This window comes from Pseudoxanthomonas kalamensis DSM 18571 (assembly GCF_010211745.1).
Taxonomy (GTDB): domain Bacteria; phylum Pseudomonadota; class Gammaproteobacteria; order Xanthomonadales; family Xanthomonadaceae; genus Pseudoxanthomonas_A; species Pseudoxanthomonas_A kalamensis.
On the sequence record NZ_PDWQ01000006.1, the window covers coordinates 41,972 to 57,605 of the forward strand.

General features: G+C 66.9%; 12 protein-coding genes. 3 read left to right on the forward strand and 9 right to left on the reverse strand.

Features of this window, described 5'->3' with window-relative positions:
* The first annotated feature begins 76 nt into the window (after positions 1 to 76).
* A complete protein-coding gene (locus CSC70_RS12145; protein WP_162456908.1) occupies positions 77 to 1,816 on the forward strand; it encodes a glutamine--tRNA ligase/YqeY domain fusion protein in 1,740 nt (579 codons plus the stop codon).
* A 31-nt stretch (positions 1,817 to 1,847) separates the two neighbouring features.
* Here the strand turns inward: CSC70_RS12145 and CSC70_RS12150 are convergent, their stop codons facing one another.
* The 5 genes from CSC70_RS12150 to rluD form a co-directional block, all read right to left on the reverse strand.
* Positions 1,848 to 3,134: an O-acetylhomoserine aminocarboxypropyltransferase/cysteine synthase family protein gene (locus tag CSC70_RS12150; RefSeq protein WP_162456909.1), complete on the reverse strand. Its 1,287-nt coding sequence runs from the start codon at positions 3,132 to 3,134 to the stop codon at positions 1,848 to 1,850.
* A 130-nt stretch (positions 3,135 to 3,264) separates the two neighbouring features.
* Complete coding sequence (clpB, locus tag CSC70_RS12155) at positions 3,265 to 5,850, reverse strand: ATP-dependent chaperone ClpB (RefSeq protein WP_162456910.1); 2,586 nt, start codon at positions 5,848 to 5,850, stop codon at positions 3,265 to 3,267.
* A 122-nt stretch (positions 5,851 to 5,972) separates the two neighbouring features.
* Entirely contained in the window at positions 5,973 to 6,563 is a 591-nt protein-coding gene (locus CSC70_RS12160) for a DUF4166 domain-containing protein (RefSeq protein ID WP_246189424.1), read from the reverse strand.
* Positions 6,560 to 7,327: a peptidoglycan editing factor PgeF gene (gene pgeF / locus CSC70_RS12165; RefSeq protein ID WP_162456911.1), complete on the reverse strand. Its 768-nt coding sequence runs from the start codon at positions 7,325 to 7,327 to the stop codon at positions 6,560 to 6,562. The genes CSC70_RS12160 and pgeF overlap by 4 nt, the downstream gene beginning before the upstream one ends.
* On the reverse strand, positions 7,324 to 8,319 hold the full coding sequence (rluD, locus tag CSC70_RS12170; protein ID WP_162456912.1) for a 23S rRNA pseudouridine(1911/1915/1917) synthase RluD: 996 nt from the start codon (positions 8,317 to 8,319) through the stop codon (positions 7,324 to 7,326). Before rluD ends, pgeF begins: the two co-directional genes overlap by 4 nt.
* An 86-nt stretch (positions 8,320 to 8,405) precedes the next feature.
* Between rluD and CSC70_RS12175 the strand changes: the two genes are divergently transcribed.
* On the forward strand, positions 8,406 to 9,290 hold the full coding sequence (locus CSC70_RS12175) for an outer membrane protein assembly factor BamD (RefSeq protein WP_162456913.1): 885 nt from the start codon (positions 8,406 to 8,408) through the stop codon (positions 9,288 to 9,290).
* 21 nt (positions 9,291 to 9,311) lie between these two features.
* Here CSC70_RS12175 and CSC70_RS12180 read toward each other — a convergent pair whose 3' ends face one another.
* The 4 genes from CSC70_RS12180 to sucC all read right to left on the reverse strand — a co-directional run bounded on the left by CSC70_RS12180 (position 9,312) and on the right by sucC (position 13,776).
* The gene (locus CSC70_RS12180) at positions 9,312 to 10,949 is read right to left on the reverse strand and encodes an NAD+ synthase (protein WP_162456914.1); all 1,638 of its coding nucleotides are present in this window, start codon (positions 10,947 to 10,949) and stop codon (positions 9,312 to 9,314) included.
* A complete protein-coding gene (locus CSC70_RS12185; protein ID WP_162457061.1) occupies positions 10,946 to 11,323 on the reverse strand; it encodes an endonuclease domain-containing protein in 378 nt (125 codons plus the stop codon). Before CSC70_RS12185 ends, CSC70_RS12180 begins: the two co-directional genes overlap by 4 nt.
* Positions 11,324 to 11,617: 294 nt before the next feature.
* Positions 11,618 to 12,487, reverse strand: a complete 870-nt coding sequence (gene sucD, locus CSC70_RS12190) for a succinate--CoA ligase subunit alpha (protein WP_162456915.1) — start codon at positions 12,485 to 12,487, stop codon at positions 11,618 to 11,620.
* Between the two features lie 128 nt (positions 12,488 to 12,615).
* Entirely contained in the window at positions 12,616 to 13,776 is a 1,161-nt protein-coding gene (gene sucC, locus CSC70_RS12195) for an ADP-forming succinate--CoA ligase subunit beta (RefSeq protein WP_162456916.1), read from the reverse strand.
* A gap of 174 nt (positions 13,777 to 13,950) precedes the next feature.
* Here sucC and CSC70_RS12200 point away from each other — a divergent pair, with 174 nt between their 5' ends.
* A complete protein-coding gene (locus CSC70_RS12200; RefSeq protein ID WP_162456917.1) occupies positions 13,951 to 15,567 on the forward strand; it encodes a sensor histidine kinase in 1,617 nt (538 codons plus the stop codon).
* Positions 15,568 to 15,634 lie beyond the last annotated feature (67 nt).

Here is a 15,634-nt window from a genome sequence, read left to right on the forward strand (position 1 = left end):
GGGACGGCCGCGCGCAGCCATGCGCACCGGGCTCGGCTAAACTTGCGCTTTTCCCGTCCCGCGACCCACCGCCCGCATGTCCGATTCCCCCGCCGCCGATGCCTCCCCGGAAAAGAAGGATTTCATCCGCCAGATCGTCCGCGAGGATCTGGCCAGCGGCAAGCACCGGGCGATCAAGACCCGCTTTCCGCCGGAGCCCAATGGTTACCTGCACATCGGCCACGCCAAGGCCATCTGCCTGGATTTCGGCATCGCCGCCGAATTCGGCGGTCTGTGCAACTTGCGCTTCGACGACACCAATCCTGCCAGGGAGGACCCCGAGTTCGTCCAGGCCATCCAGGACGACGTGCGCTGGCTGGGCTTCGAGTGGAACTCGCTGCGGCACGCCTCGGACTACTTCAGCGTGTACTACCTGGCCGCAGAGAAACTGATCCGCGACGGCAAGGCCTTCGTCTGCGACCTGTCGGCCGAACAGGTGCGCGAATACCGCGGCACCCTGACCGAGCCCGGTCGTGATTCCCCGTACCGTGAGCGTGGCGTCGAAGAGAACCTCGACCTGTTCCGGCGCATGCGCGCCGGCGAGTTCGCCGATGGCACGCGCACGCTGCGGGCGAAGATCGACATGGCCAGCGGCAACATGAACCTGCGCGACCCGGCGCTGTACCGGATCAAGCACGTCGAGCACCAGAACACCGGCAACGAGTGGCCGATCTACCCGATGTACGACTTCGCCCATTCCATCGGTGATGCCATCGAGGGCATCACCCATTCGCTGTGCACGCTGGAGTTCGAGGACCATCGCCCGCTGTACGACTGGTGCGTGGACAACGTCGACCTGGCCGGCCATCCGCAACTGCTGCAGCCGCTGCTGGACAAGGGGCTGCCGCTGGAAGCGGCCAAGCCGCGGCAGATCGAGTTCTCACGCCTGAACATCAATTACACGGTGATGAGCAAACGCAAGCTGGTCGCGCTGGTGCAGGATGGCCTGGTGGACGGCTGGGACGATCCGCGCATGTACACGCTGCAGGGCCTGCGCCGGCGCGGCTATACGCCGGCTGCACTGCGCCTGCTGGTGGACCGGGTCGGCATCAGCAAGCAGAACTCGGTGATCGACTTCGGCGTGCTGGAAGGCTGCCTGCGCGACGACCTCGATGCGCACGCGCCGCGGCGGATGGCGGTGGTCGATCCATTGAAACTGGTGCTGACCAATCTGGCTGACGATCACGAGGAAACGCTGGTCTTCCCCAATCATCCGAAGGACGAATCGCAGGGCAGCCGCGAAGTGCCGTTCGGCCGCGAGCTGTGGATCGAGCGCGAGGACTTCGCCGAAGTGCCGCCGAAGGGCTGGAAGCGGCTGGTCCCGGGCGGCGAAGTGCGGCTGCGCGGCGCCGGCATCATCCGCGTCGACGAGGTGATCAAGGACGCCGATGGTCGCGTCACCGAACTGCACGGCTGGCTGGACCCGGAATCGCGCCCGGGCATGGAAGGCGCCAACCGCAAGATCAAGGGCACGATCCACTGGGTCAGTGCCAAGCACGCGATTCCCGCCGAAATCCGCCTGTACGACCGCCTGTTCTCGATCGAGAAGCCGGACGACGAATCGGATGGCAAGAGCTATCGCGATCACCTCAACCCCGAGTCACGCCGCGTGGTCCACGGCTACGTCGAACCCGCGGCGGCGGCGGCCGAACCCGAGCAGTCGTTCCAGTTCGAGCGCACCGGCTATTTCGTCGCCGACCGCCGCGACCACCGCGCCGGGACGCCGGTGTTCAACCGCAGCGTGACCTTGCGCGATACCTGGGCTGCCAAGGCCTGATCGATTCGGTATCGCGCCGCCGCACTGGTCCTCAGGCCTGCGCCAGCGCCTGCTCCAGGTCGCCCTTCAGGTCGTCGATGTGCTCGATGCCCACGCACAGGCGCACGGTGTCCGCGCTGACGCCAGCCTTGGCCAGTTCCTCGGCCGACAGCTGGCGGTGGGTGGTCGAGGCCGGGTGGGTGGCCAGCGACTTGGCGTCGCCGATGTTGACCAGACGGGTGAACAGCTGCAGCGCGTCGAGGAACTTCGCCCCCGCTTCGCGCCCGCCCGGCAAGCCGAAAGTGAACAGCCCGGACGCGCCCTTGGGCAGGTATTTCTTCGCCAGCGCATGTTCCGGGTGGTCTTCCAGCCCGGCGTAATTGACCCAGGCCACCTTCGGATGCCGTTGCAGGTACTGCGTCAGCGCCAACGTGTTCTGGCAGATGCGATCCATCCGCAGCGCCAGCGTCTCGATCCCCTGCAGGATCAGGAAAGCGTTGAACGGTGACAGCGCCGCACCCATGTTGCGCAACGGCACCACCCGCGCGCGACCGATGTAGGCTGCCGGCCCAAGCGCTTCGGTATAGGTCACACCGTGGTAGCTGACATCCGGCTCGTTCAAGCGCGGGAAGCGCGCCTTGTGCTCGGCCCATGGGAACTTGCCGCTGTCCACGATGGCGCCGCCGATGCTGTTGCCGTGCCCGCCCAGGTACTTGGTCAGCGAATGCACGACGATGTCGGCGCCGAAATCAATCGGTCGCAACAGGTACGGCGACGGTACCGTGTTGTCGACGATCAGCGGCACGCCATGCGCGTGCGCGACCTTGGCAATGGCCTCGATGTCGGTGACGTTTCCCAGCGGGTTGCCGACCGATTCGACGAACACCGCCTTGGTTTTTTCGTCGATCAGTTTCTCGAACGCACCCGGCTCGCGGTAGTCGGCGAACCGGACCTCGATACCGAACTGCGGCAGCGTATGCGCGAACAGGTTGTAGGTGCCGCCGTACAACGCACTGGACGAGACGATGTTGTCGCCGGCCTCGGCGATGGTCTGGATCGCGTAGGTGACGGCCGCCGAGCCCGAGGCCAGCGCCAGCGCGGCGATGCCGCCTTCCAGCGCCGCCACCCGCTGCTCCAGCACATCATTGGTCGGATTCATGATCCGGGTGTAGATGTTGCCCGGCACCTTCAGGTCGAACAGGTCGGCACCGTGCTGGGTGTTGTCGAAGGCGTAGGCCACGGTCTGGTAGATCGGCACCGCCACCGAGCGCGTGGTCGGGTCCGGCGAATAGCCAGCGTGCACGGCCAGGGTTTCGGGTTTCCAGTTCGGTTCTGACATGTCGGGCTCGCAAGACGGATGACGAACGCCGAACCATAGCCGACCGACAAGGTGATTTTGCGCGTGGTTGCACCCGAAACCGATTCCCGCAAGGCATGTATTCATGCCATGCGGGAATGAAGGTACCGGATCAGTCCTTGGCGAATCCCAATTGCCCGCCTTCGGCATCGACCTTGACGGTGTCACCACTGGCGAAGTCGCCGGCCAGGATGCGCTGGGCCAATGGGTTCTCCAGCTGCTGCTGTATCGCACGTTTCAGTGGGCGCGCGCCGTACACCGGATCGAAGCCGACATTGCCCAGCAGTTCGAAGGCCTTGTCGGACACTTTGATCTGCAGCCCACGCTCGGCCAGCCGCTTCTCCAGCCCGGCCATCTGGATCCGTGCGATCTGCTTGATCTGCTGCTTGTCCAGCGGGTGGAACACCACGATGTCGTCCAGCCGGTTGATGAACTCCGGACGAAAGTGCGCCTGCACCACGCCCATCACCGCCGCCTTCATCTGCGTGTAAGCCTCCGCCGAATCGTCGCCCGACAGTTCCTGGATCTGGTGCGAGCCCAGGTTGGAGGTCATCACGATCACCGCGTTGCGGAAATCCACCGTGCGGCCCTGGCCGTCGGTCAGGCGACCGTCGTCCAGCACCTGCAACAGGATGTTGAACACGTCCGGATGCGCCTTCTCGACCTCGTCCAGCAGGATCACGCTGTACGGGCGACGGCGCACCGCCTCGGTCAGATAGCCGCCTTCCTCGTAGCCGACATAGCCCGGAGGGGCGCCGATCAGGCGCGCGACCGAATGCTTCTCCATGAACTCGCTCATGTCGATGCGCACCATCGCGTCGCTGCTGTCGAACAGGAAATCGGCCAGCGCCTTGCACAGTTCGGTCTTGCCGACACCGGTCGGACCCAGGAACAGGAACGAGCCGCTGGGGCGGTCGGGGTCTGACAGGCCGGCGCGCGAACGACGGACCGCGTCGGACACGACCTGGATCGCCTCTTCCTGCCCGACCACGCGCTGGTGCAGCACGTCTTCCATGCGCAGCAGCTTGTCGCGCTCGCCCTCCAGCATCTTGCTGACCGGGATGCCGGTCCAGCGGCTGACTACCTCGGCGATTTCCTCGGCGGTGACGCGATCCTGCACCAGCTTGAACTCCTTGTCCTCGGCCGCGTTCGCCGCTTCCAGCTGTTTCTCCAGCTGCGGCAGCAGGCCGTACTGGATTTCGCTCATGCGGGCGAAATCCTGCCGCCGCTGCGCACCCTCCAGGTCGATCCGCGCCTGCTCGATCTGTTCCTTGATCTTGGTCGCGCCCTGCAGGGACGCCTTCTCCGATTTCCAGATTTCGTCCAGGTCCGAGAACTCGCGCTCCAGCGCGTCGATGTCCGTCTCCAAGTCGGCCAGGCGCTTCTTCGAAGCGTCGTCCTTCTCCTTCTTCAGCATCTCGCGCTGGATCTTCAGCTGGATCAGCCGGCGCTCCATGCGATCCAGCTCTTCCGGCTTGGAATCGATTTCCATGCGGATGCGCGAAGCCGCCTCGTCCATCAGGTCGATGGCCTTGTCCGGCAGCTGGCGGTCGGCGATATAGCGGTTGGACAGCGTGGCCGCGGCGACGATCGCCGGGTCGGTGATTTCCACCCCGTGGTGCACCGCATAGCGCTCCTTCAATCCGCGAAGGATGGCAATGGTGTCTTCCACCGACGGCTCGCCGACGAACACCTTCTGGAAGCGGCGCTCCAGCGCGGCATCCTTCTCGATGTACTTGCGGTATTCGTCCAGCGTGGTCGCGCCGATGCAGTGCAGCTCGCCGCGCGCCAGCGCCGGCTTGAGCATGTTGCCGGCATCCATCGCGCCGTCGGCCTTGCCGGCGCCGACCATGGTATGCAACTCGTCGATGAACAGGATGATCTGGCCCTCGTTCTTGGCCAGGTCGTTCAGCACGCCCTTCAGGCGCTCCTCGAATTCGCCGCGGAACTTGGCCCCGGCAATCAGCGCGCCCATGTCCAGCGCCAGCACACGCTTGCCGCGCAGGCCTTCCGGCACCTCGCCGTTGATGATGCGCTGGGCCAGGCCCTCGACGATGGCGGTCTTGCCGACACCGGGCTCGCCGATCAGCACCGGATTGTTCTTGGTCCGCCGCTGCAGCACCTGCACGGTGCGGCGAATCTCCTCGTCGCGGCCGATCACCGGGTCCAGCTTGCCGCTCTCGGCACGCGCGGTCAGGTCGACGCAGTATTTTTCCAGTGCCTGGCGCGATTCTTCGGCGTTCTCGTCCTGTACGCTCTGGCCGCCGCGCACGTTGGCGATCGCCGTCTCGATCTTCTCTTTGCTCGCCCCGGCGGCTTTCAGCGCCTTGCCGGCATCACCCTTGTCGTCCAGCGCGGCCAGCACGAACAGTTCGCTGGCGATGTAGGCATCACCGCGCTGCTGGGCCAGTTTGTCGGTCAGGTTGAGCAGGCGGTTGAGGTCGTTGCCGACCGACAGGTTGCCTTCCTGTCCGGACACTTTCGGCAGCTTGTCGAGGATTTCGCCCAACCGCTCGCGCAGTGCCGGCACGTTGACCCCGGCCTGGGTCAGCAACGGCCGCGTGCCGCCGCCGGACTGGTCGATCAGCGCCACCAGCAGGTGCGCCGGTTCGATCATGTTGTGGTCGCGGCCCACAGCCAGCGATTGCGCGTCCGCGATGGCCTGCTGGAAGCGCGAGGTCAGTTTGTCCATCCGCATGGGGATACTCCGGAATTCGGGGGCCGGCCGTGCCGGCAATGTTCCTGAAATGCGGGCTGACGGGGTTGTTTCAAGGGTTTCCCCGGCCTGGGACCGGGCATCCGGCAGCGCCCGTGCAAGGCTCAGGATTTGGCGACGGAAAGCGCTTCCCGACCTTCGTCCGGGCTCGCCTGCATCGCCGGTTGCAGCCAGCCTTCGTAGCGGATCAATCGCCCGACCAGCGGCATCCGCACATCGACCCGGAATTCGTAGCGGCCTTCGTGTTCGCGCTCGCGGCACTGCAACTGCGACAGCATCCGCGCCGGCAGCGGCAACACGCCCAGCAGCCGTGCCCCGTTGCAACTCCACCAGACGATGCCGTCGCGCGCATGCAGATCGAAACGGAACCGCAGCAGGCCCAGACGCTCGTGCAGCCAGCCATCGCGGAACGACAGCCGCGACGTCATCCGGTGGCCGCCGAATTCGCGGCGCCAGGTCTCGCCGCGCTCGTCGCACAGGAATTCGACCCGGGTCGGCGCATCGCACATCGCCGGCGGCAGCCCGGCGACCTTTCCGCACAACCGGGCCAACAGGCCGTCGCCGCGCTCGATCATCGACATGCCGGCATACACGGCGCGACCGCGTACCGCATGCAGCCGGCGCAGGCTTTCGGGCAACTTGAAGAAGGCCGCGCCCAGCAGTCGCTGGTACAGGGTGGGCGCGGGCGCGCTCACGGGTCGATCCAGACCAGAGTCGCCATGCGCCCAGTGCGCGCATCGCGCCGGTGCGAATAGAACCGTTGCGGGTCCGAAATCGTGCACAGGCCGCCACCGTGGATGTCGGCGTCGGCCATCCCCGCACGCCGCAGCCGTATGCGGGCCAGCGCGTACAGATCGACGGTCCAGTGACCCGGCCGGGTCGGAACGAAGGCGGTCCCGGCCGAGGCATCCTCCGCGAGGAAGGCATCGCGCACTTCGGCGCCGATCTCGTAGGCCTGCGGTCCGGCCGCCGGCCCCAGCCAGGCCAGTACCTGTGTCGCAGGCGCATGCATGGCCTCGAGCGTCCGCTCCAGCACGCCGCCGGCCAGCCCACGCCAGCCGGCATGAGCCGCGGCCACCTCGCGACCGTCCTTCGCCGCGAACACCACCGACAGGCAGTCGGCGGTCAGGATGGCCAGCACGGTGCCGGCGCTGGCCGTGACCGCCGCGTCGGCTTCCGGTTCGTCGCCTTGCCCGGGTAGGCTCGCGGCGTCGAAACGGATCACACCGGTGCCATGCACCTGCTGCAGCCAGTGCGGGGCCGCCGGCAACCCTCGGCGCTGCAGTTCGGCGCGGTTGGCCCGCACCGCCTCCGAATCGTCGCCGCAACGCGCGCCCAGGTTGAAGCTGTCGAACGGTGGCGCAGACACCCCGGCTCCGTGGCGCAACGTGGTGAAGGCGTGCACGCCCGCCGGCGCGGGCCAGTTGGCCGGCAGGATCGCACCGGGGACTGCGCTCATGCCGGATGCGCCTGCGCGTCGGCGCGCAGCAGGTCCATCAGCCGCAGCATGTCCGCCGGCACTTCGGCCTGCACCCGCAGCGGTTCGCCGCTAGCCGGATGCTCGAATTCCAGCACTTCGGCATGCAGGGCCTGACGGCCGAAGCCGCGCAGGGCCGCGACCAACGCGTCGTCGGCGCCCTTCGGCAACCGCACCGGGCCGCCGTACAGTGGATCGCCGACGATCGGGTATTTGATGTGCGCCATGTGCACGCGAATCTGGTGGGTACGACCGGTTTCCAGCCGGCATTCCAGCGCGGTATGCATGCGGAAACGTTCGCGCAGACGGTAGTGGGTGACCGCCTCGCGCCCGTCCTCGCGCACCGCCATGCGCAGGCGGTCGCGCGGATGCCGGTCGATCGGCGCATCGACGGTGCCACCGGCCACCATCGCCCCGACCACCACTGCCAGGTATTGCCGGTGCACTCGCCGCGCCGACAACTGTTCGACCAGCGCCGCCTGCGCCTGCAGCGTGCGCGCCACCACCATGACCCCGCTGGTGTCCTTGTCCAGCCGGTGCACGATGCCGGCGCGCGGCAACGCGGCCAGCGCCGGATCGCGGTGCAGCAGCGCGTTGACCAGGGTGCCGTCCGGATTGCCGGCGCCGGGATGCACCACCAGCCCGGCCGGCTTGTCCAGCACGAAGACCTGCGCGTCCTCGTACAGCACCCGCAGCGGGATGTCCTCGGCCACGGCCTCGGTGCGGACCTCGTCCACCGCCGCCAAACTGACCTGCTGGCCGGGCCGCACCGGATCGCGCGGTCGTGCGGTTTCGCCGTCCAGGCGGGCATCACCGGACTTGATCCAGGCGCTCAGCCGCGAGCGCGAGTACTCGGGGAACAGCTCGGCCAGCACGGCGTCGAAGCGGCGACCGGCAGCCGATCCGGGGATCGTGGCGCTACGTGGGGCCGCGGGATCGGCAAGATCGGCAGGAATGGGGTCCGTCGGGGTCATTGGCAGGCGGGATGTTGGCCGGGCGTTCATGGCCCGGGGCCCGCCTAGGCTATCATCGCCCTTCTGCTTTCCCTGCCTGCCGTCCCATGACCCAGCGTTCCGTCGTTCCGTCTTCCCGTTCCGCCCTGCTGCGCACCATTGCCCTGGCCCTGATCGTCGCCGTTGGCGCCAGCGGTTGCGGCAAGATCTTCAAGAAGGACAAGGACTCGCTGGAGGGGCGCTCGGTCGAAGCCCTGTACCAGGAAGCGCACGAAGCCATGACCCACAGCAACTGGGCCAAGGCCGAGATCGGCTTCCGCGCGCTGATCGCGCAGTATCCCTATGGCCCGTATACCGAGCAGGCGATGATGGAAACCGCCTACGCCCAGTACAAGGCCGGCAAGCTGGATGACGCCATTTCCAGCATCGATCGCTATATCCGTACCTATCCGACCCAGCGCAATATCCCGTACATGTATTACCTGCGCGGACTGGCCAACTCCAGCCGCGACGCGGTGTTCCTGCAGAAGGTCTGGCGCCTGGACGCCAGCCGCCGCGATCTGGCTACGCCGATGCAGGGCTACAACGATTTCAGCACCGTGGCCGAACGCTACCCGAACAGCCGCTACGCCGCCGACGCGCGCGCGCGGATGATCGGCCTGCGCGACCAGTTCGCCCGCCACGAACTGGAAACGGCCGTGTACTACCTGCGCCGCGACGCCTGGGTGGCCGCCGCCGGCCGCGCCAAGTACCTGCTGGAGACCTATCCGCAGAGCGGTTTCCAGAACGACGCCGTCGCCGTACTTGGCGAAGCCTATACCCACCTCGGCAACGAGACCCTGGCCGCCGATGCCCGCCGCGTGCTGGAACTCAACGACCCGCAGCACCCCTGGCTGAGCGGCGACTGGCCAAAACAACCGTGGCTGGCGCGCCGACTGAACCCGTTTGCCAGCGAAAAGTCGGCTGTCGACTACACGCCGCCGAAAGACTGAGGCCGGCCAAGCGGCCGGCGTTCAGCCGGAATAGCGATTGCTGATCGGGTAGCGCCGCTCGCGGCCGAAGGCGCGCCGCGACACCTTGGGGCCGGGTGCGGCCTGATGCCGCTTCCATTCGCTGATCCGCACCAGCCGCAACACCTTGTCCACCACAGCCGCATCGAAGCCGGCGGCGACGATGTCGTCGCGCGACTGTTCCTGATCCACATAGCGCAACAGGATGGCGTCGAGCACGTCGTAGGGCGGCAGCGAATGCGCATCCAGCTGGTTTTCGCGCAGCTCGGCGGTCGGCGGCCGGCTGATCACCGCCGGCGGAATCACCGGCGCGCCACCCACGGTATTGCGCCAGCGCGCCAGCGCGAACACCTCGGTCTTGTACAGGTCCTTGATCGGCGCATAGCCGCCGCACATGTCACCGTAGATCGTCGCATAGCCGACTGCGTATTCGCTCTTGTTGCCGGTGGTCAGCAGGATGCCGCCGAACTTGTTGCTGAGTGCCATCAGCAACGCGCCGCGGGTACGCGATTGCAGGTTCTCCTCGGTGGTGTCGACCTCGGTATCGGCGAACGCATCGGCCAATGTGTCCAGCAATCCCTGGAACGGCTGTTCGATCGGCAGGGTCATCAGCTTCACCCCCAGCGCGTCGCACTGCTCCTGCGCCAGATCGTTGGACAGCCCGGCGGTATAGCGCGACGGCATCCGCACCGCGGTCACCGCATCGGCTCCCAGCGCGTCTACCGCCAGCGCCAGCACCAGCGACGAATCGATGCCGCCGGACAGGCCAAGCCAGACCTTGCCGATGCCGTTCTTGCCACAATAGTCGCGGATGCCGCGCACGATGGCGCGCCAGGCCAGCGCATCGCGGCTTTCGTCGCCATCGTCGATCCACTGCACTGGCGAGAAACGCCGCTGGCGCACGTCGTAATCCACCACCAGCCACTGGTCGGTAAAGGCCGCCGCGGCCGGATGCACGGTGCCGTCGCCATCGGCGACCACCGACGAGCCGTCGAATACCAGTGCATCCTGCCCGCCCACGGCGTTCAGATAGGCCAGCGCCACTCCCGTCTCGGCGATGCGCTGGGCCAGCAGCGCGTCGCGCTGGGCATGCTTCTCGCGCTCGAACGGTGAGGCATTGGGCACCAGCACCAACTGCGCACCGGCTTTGGCAGTATCGGCCAGCGGCTCGGGGAACCACAGGTCCTCGCAAACCACCACGCCCAGCGGCACGCCCTTGACCTCGAACGTGCACGAACCGCCATCCGGATCGACGTGGAAGTAGCGGCGCTCGTCGAACACGTTGTAGTTGGGCAGTTCGCGCTTGCGGTAGGTCGCGGCCACCTTGCCCTCGCGCAGCACACTGGCCGAGTTGTACAGCACGCTGCCGGCCGTCTCCGGCCAGCCGACCACGGCGACGATACCGGTCGCCGTCGCCGCGACCCGCTCCAGCGCCGCATGGCAATCGGCCAGGAACGAGGGCCGCATCAACAGGTCTTCCGGCGGATAGCCGCTGATCGCCAATTCCGGGAACAGCACCACGTCGGCCGCGTACTCGTCGCGCGCCTGCACGATCATGGCGGCGATGCGCTCGGCGTTGCCGCTCACATCACCCACCGGGAAATCGAACTGGGCCAGGGCGATGCGCAAGGTGCCGGTCATGCCCGTTCACCCGCTTGCGGTTCGGCGACGGGCAAAGAAACATTCAGGGCATCGAGGATCACGGCAAGCACCGCCTGTGGATGGGACAAGGCCTCATTGTCCCAGAAACGCAGAACGCGGTATCTGCACTGCGCCAGGAAGGCATCGCGATGCCGGTCGAACCCAGGTTGCAGATGCTGACTGCCATCCAGTTCGACCACCAGACTGCGCTGCAGGCAGACGAAACCGACGATATACGGCCCCAGCGGGTGCTGGCGCCGGAACTTGAAGCCCACCAACGCACGATTGCGCAGATGGTGCCAGAGCAAACGCTCGGCATCCGTCATCGTGCGCCGCAAGTGGCGGGCGAATGCGGTCTTGCGTCCTTCGCGCATGGTCGTGGCATCCGTTCCGTGGACCACAAGCAGCATCGCCAGACCTCCGGGGCCTGTCTGTAGGGAAATCCCGCGTTGTCCGGTGGGATTGGCAATGCTCCGCCCTCACCCCTGCCCCTCTCCCGCACGCGGGAGAGGGGTTCAATTCCGGGTGTGGAGTCTGAAGTCACGCCGCACGAGCCCCCTTCTCCCGCCTGCGGGAGAAGGTGCCCCGAAGGGGCGGATGAGGGCGAACCCCAAAAGTAAAGCCGCCCGAAGGCGGCTTTCCACAACACGATGGTGCGTAGCGCCGGCTTACAGCAGCGAGGCGATCGCCGCGCCCAGGTCGCCCGGGGAGCGCACGGTCTTGACGCCTGCAGCGTCCATCGCGGCGAACTTGCCTTCGGCCGTGCCCTTGCCGCCGGAGGCGATCGCACCGGCATGGCCCATGCGCTTGCCGGCCGGGGCCGAAGCGCCGGCAATGAAGCCGACTACCGGCTTCTTCACGTGGGCCTTGATGTACTCGGCACCGGCTTCCTCAGCGTCGCCGCCGATCTCGCCGACCATGATGATGCCCTCGGTCTGCGGATCTTCGTTGAACAGGGTCAGGCAGTCGACGAAGTTCAGGCCGTTGATCGGGTCGCCGCCGATGCCGATGCAAGTCGACTGGCCCAAGCCGACGTCGGTGGTCTGCTTGACCGCCTCATAGGTCAGCGTGCCGGAACGGGAAACGATGCCGATCTTGCCCGGCTGGTGGATGTGGCCCGGCATGATGCCGATCTTGCATTCTCCCGGAGTGATGATGCCGGGGCAGTTCGGCCCAATCAGCACCGTGTCCGGGTGAGACTTCAGCACGTTCTCGACCCGCAGCATGTCCAGCACCGGGATGCCCTCGGTGATGGCGACGATGACCTTGATCCCGGCCGCGGCCGCTTCCAGGATGGCGTCGGCCGCGAACGGCGGCGGCACGTAGATCACCGAGGCATCGGCGCCAGTGGCGTCCACCGACTCGCGCACGGTGTTGAACACCGGCAGTTCGATGTGGGTGGTGCCGCCCTTGCCGGGGGTCACGCCGCCGACCACCTGGGTGCCGTACTCCACCATCTGGGTGGCGTGGAAGGTGCCCTGCTGGCCGGTGAAGCCCTGCACGATCACCTTGGTGTTTTTGTTGACCAGAACGCTCATGTTTAATCCTTAGGTGTTTTGGCCCCTCTCCCGCTTGCGGAAGAGGGTTGGGGTGAGGGCGCCTTGGCAAAAACCCTCATCCGCCCTATGGGCACCTTCTCCCGCAAGTGGGAGAAGGGTTCACTGAATCAGGCGATCGCGGCGACGGCCTTCTTGGCGCCATCGTTGATGTCGTCGGCGGGGATGATGGCCAGGCCGGATTCGGCCAGCAGTTTCTTGCCGGCCTCGACATTGGTGCCTTCCAGCCGCACCACCACCGGCACCTGCACGCCCACTTCCTTGACCGCGGCGATGATGCCCTCGGCGATCATGTCGCAGCGGACGATGCCGCCGAAGATGTTGACGAAGATCGCCTTGACCTTGTCCGAGGACAGGATCAGCTTGAACGCGGTGGTCACGCGCTCCTTGGTCGCGCCGCCGCCGACATCGAGGAAGTTGGCCGGCTCGCCGCCGTTGAGCTTGATCACGTCCATCGTCGCCATCGCCAGGCCGGCGCCGTTGACCATGCAGCCGATGTCGCCGTCCATGGTCACGTAGTTCAGGTCGTTCTCCGAGGCCAGCACCTCGGTTTCGTCTTCCTGGCTCTTGTCACGCATCGCGGCCAAGTCCTTGTGGCGGAAGGTCGCGTTGTCGTCGGAATTGACCTTGCCGTCCAGGGCGAACAGGTTGCCGTCGGCCAGGATCGCCAGCGGGTTCAGTTCCACCAGCGACAGGTCCTTGTCGTTGAACAGCTTGTACAGCCCGCCCATGATCCCGGCCAGCTGGTTGGACTGCTTGGCGGTCAGGCCCAGCCTGAAGCCGATCTCGCGGCCCTGGTAGGCCTGCAGGCCCTCGACGAAGTCGACGTTGAGGGTCTGGATCTTGTCCGGGGTTTCGGCGGCGACCTTCTCGATCTCCACCCCGCCCTCGGACGAGGCGATGTAGGTGACCGAGCGGGTACCGCGATCGACCAGCACCGACAGGTACAGTTCCTTGGCGATGTCGCCGGCTTCGGTGACCAGCACCAGGTTGACTGGCAGGGCGACGCCGGCCGACTGGTAGGTGGCCATCTTCGTGCCCAGCATGGCGGCCGCAGCGGCCTTCACGTCATCGGTGGTCTTGCAGAACTTGACTCCGCCGGCCTTGCCGCGGCCACCGGCGTGGATCTGCGCCTTGACCATCCAGGGACCCGCGCCCAGCGCCTGGGCGGCCTCGACGGCCTCCTCCGCGGTGGCTGCGATGCGACCGGCCGGAACCGGGATGCCGTAGTCGGCAAACAGCTGTTTTGCCTGGTATTCGTGGAAGTTCATGGGTCACCGTCTGTGGGAGGATCCGGGCGCGCCGCGCCCCTTGCGGCCGCGTCAGGCGCAGCCCGGGGGCGTGGAGGGGGGCATATTGTCGCGCACCGACTGCTGCGGTGCAAAACTTCGCCACGGTGCGGCACCTCCTTATACTGTCGGCCAGTCCCCCGATGGCTGTCCTGCTTGAGCCAAGCCAGTTCGATCTTCGCGAAGCTGGAATTCGCCCCGCAACGCGAGTTCTATTTCTTCGCCCTGTACCGCGTGCTGGAGGCCGGCATCCTGGCCGGCCTGCTGTACAGCCCGTTGTCCGACGTGGTCGGCGTCATCCGCGCGCCCGCGCTGGCCCAGGCCCTGACCATCGTCTATCTGGTCTTCGCCCTGGTCATGCTGTTCCTCAGCCGGCGCACCGAATGGCTGAACCGGATCGTGTTCACCGGCGTCTGCGTGGACATCGTGGTGGCCATGCTGGCCACCTACGCGATGCCCAAGGCCACCGCCGGCATCGCCATGCTGCTGCTGTTCAACGTCGCCGCCGCCGGCGTGCTGCTGCCGATGCGGCTGGGCATCACCCAGGCCACGCTGGCCGCAGCGGCCACCCTGGCGACTTTCGTAATGATCCTGCTGGCCGGCCAGGGCGACGAGCGTCCGGTCGCCGAAGTGATCATGTTCGCCGTCAGCTACCTGGCGGTGGGCATCCTGGCCAGCCAGATCGGCCAGCGCGCGCGCAGCCATGCCGCCCTGGCCGAACAGCGCAGCGCCGAGGTCGCCAACCTGGTCGAGGTCAACGAGCTGATCATCCGCCGCATGCGCACCGGCGTGCTGGTGATCGACGCGCAGAACCACATCAAGCTGGCCAACGAAGCCGCCAACCTGCTGCTCGGCGAAAGTGGCGAGGACCACGGCCACGGCGAAGGCGTCTACCTGCCGAAGGCCGCGCCGGAGCTGTACCGCCGCCTGCAACGCTGGCGCCACGACAGCAAGGGCGACGACAGCCCGATGCAACTGGCCCCGGACCAGGCCGAGGTGCAGCCGCGCTTCGCCCGCCTGCTGGCCGGCAGCGAGCTGTCGCTGATCTTCCTCGACGACGCCACCGTGGTCTCGCGCCGCGCCGAATCGCTGACCCTGGCCGCGCTGGGCCGCTTTTCGGCCAGCCTGGCCCACGAGATCCGCAACCCGCTGGCGGCGATCAACTACGCCGTGCAGCTGCTGGAAGAATCGCGACAGCTGGCCGACGGCGACCGCCGCCTGCTGCAGATCATCCACCAGCAGTGCCAGCGCACCAACAGCATCGTCGAAAGCGTGCTCGGCCTGGCCCGGCGCGAACGCGCCTCGCCCGAACACGTCGAGCTGAACCCCTACGTGCGCCGTTTCGTCGACGATTACCAGCAATCGATGTCGATCGAGACCGACAGCCTGGTCGCGGTCACCGGCACCGCGCCGATCCGCGCCCTGGTCGATCCGCGCCACCTGCAGCAGGTGCTGACCGTGCTGGTGCAGAACGCGCTGAACTACGGCCGCCTGCCCGGCGAACCGGCGCGGGTGCGGGTGCGCGCCTTCCAGTCCGAAGGCCGGCCGATGATCGACGTGCTGGACCGCGGACCCGGCATTCCCGAGGCCACCGCCGCACAGCTGTTCCGGCCGTTCTTCACCACCTCCGAGCACGGCACCGGCCTGGGCCTGTACATCGCCCGCGAGCTGTGCCGGGCCAACCAGGCCACCCTGGAATACGTCACCGTGCCCGGCGGCGGCAGCTGCTTCCGCATCATCCTGCCCGGCCCGCACGCCCTGCACGACGGCTGAAACCGCCTGCACGCTGTAATATCTAATGTGAAACTGGCACACTGCCGCGAAGGATCCCCGAGGTACC

Coding starts and splice junctions, on each gene's coding strand:
- CSC70_RS12145 (WP_162456908.1), top strand. CDS start 77: ATGTCCGATTCCCCCGCCGCCGATGCCTCCCCGGAAAAGAAGGATTTC.
- CSC70_RS12150 (WP_162456909.1), bottom strand. CDS start 3,134: ATGTCAGAACCGAACTGGAAACCCGAAACCCTGGCCGTGCACGCTGGC.
- clpB (WP_162456910.1), bottom strand. CDS start 5,850: ATGCGGATGGACAAACTGACCTCGCGCTTCCAGCAGGCCATCGCGGAC.
- pgeF (WP_162456911.1), bottom strand. CDS start 7,327: ATGAGCGCAGTCCCCGGTGCGATCCTGCCGGCCAACTGGCCCGCGCCG.
- rluD (WP_162456912.1), bottom strand. CDS start 8,319: ATGACCCCGACGGACCCCATTCCTGCCGATCTTGCCGATCCCGCGGCC.
- CSC70_RS12175 (WP_162456913.1), top strand. CDS start 8,406: ATGACCCAGCGTTCCGTCGTTCCGTCTTCCCGTTCCGCCCTGCTGCGC.
- CSC70_RS12180 (WP_162456914.1), bottom strand. CDS start 10,949: ATGACCGGCACCTTGCGCATCGCCCTGGCCCAGTTCGATTTCCCGGTG.
- CSC70_RS12185 (WP_162457061.1), bottom strand. CDS start 11,323: ATGCGCGAAGGACGCAAGACCGCATTCGCCCGCCACTTGCGGCGCACG.
- sucD (WP_162456915.1), bottom strand. CDS start 12,487: ATGAGCGTTCTGGTCAACAAAAACACCAAGGTGATCGTGCAGGGCTTC.
- sucC (WP_162456916.1), bottom strand. CDS start 13,776: ATGAACTTCCACGAATACCAGGCAAAACAGCTGTTTGCCGACTACGGC.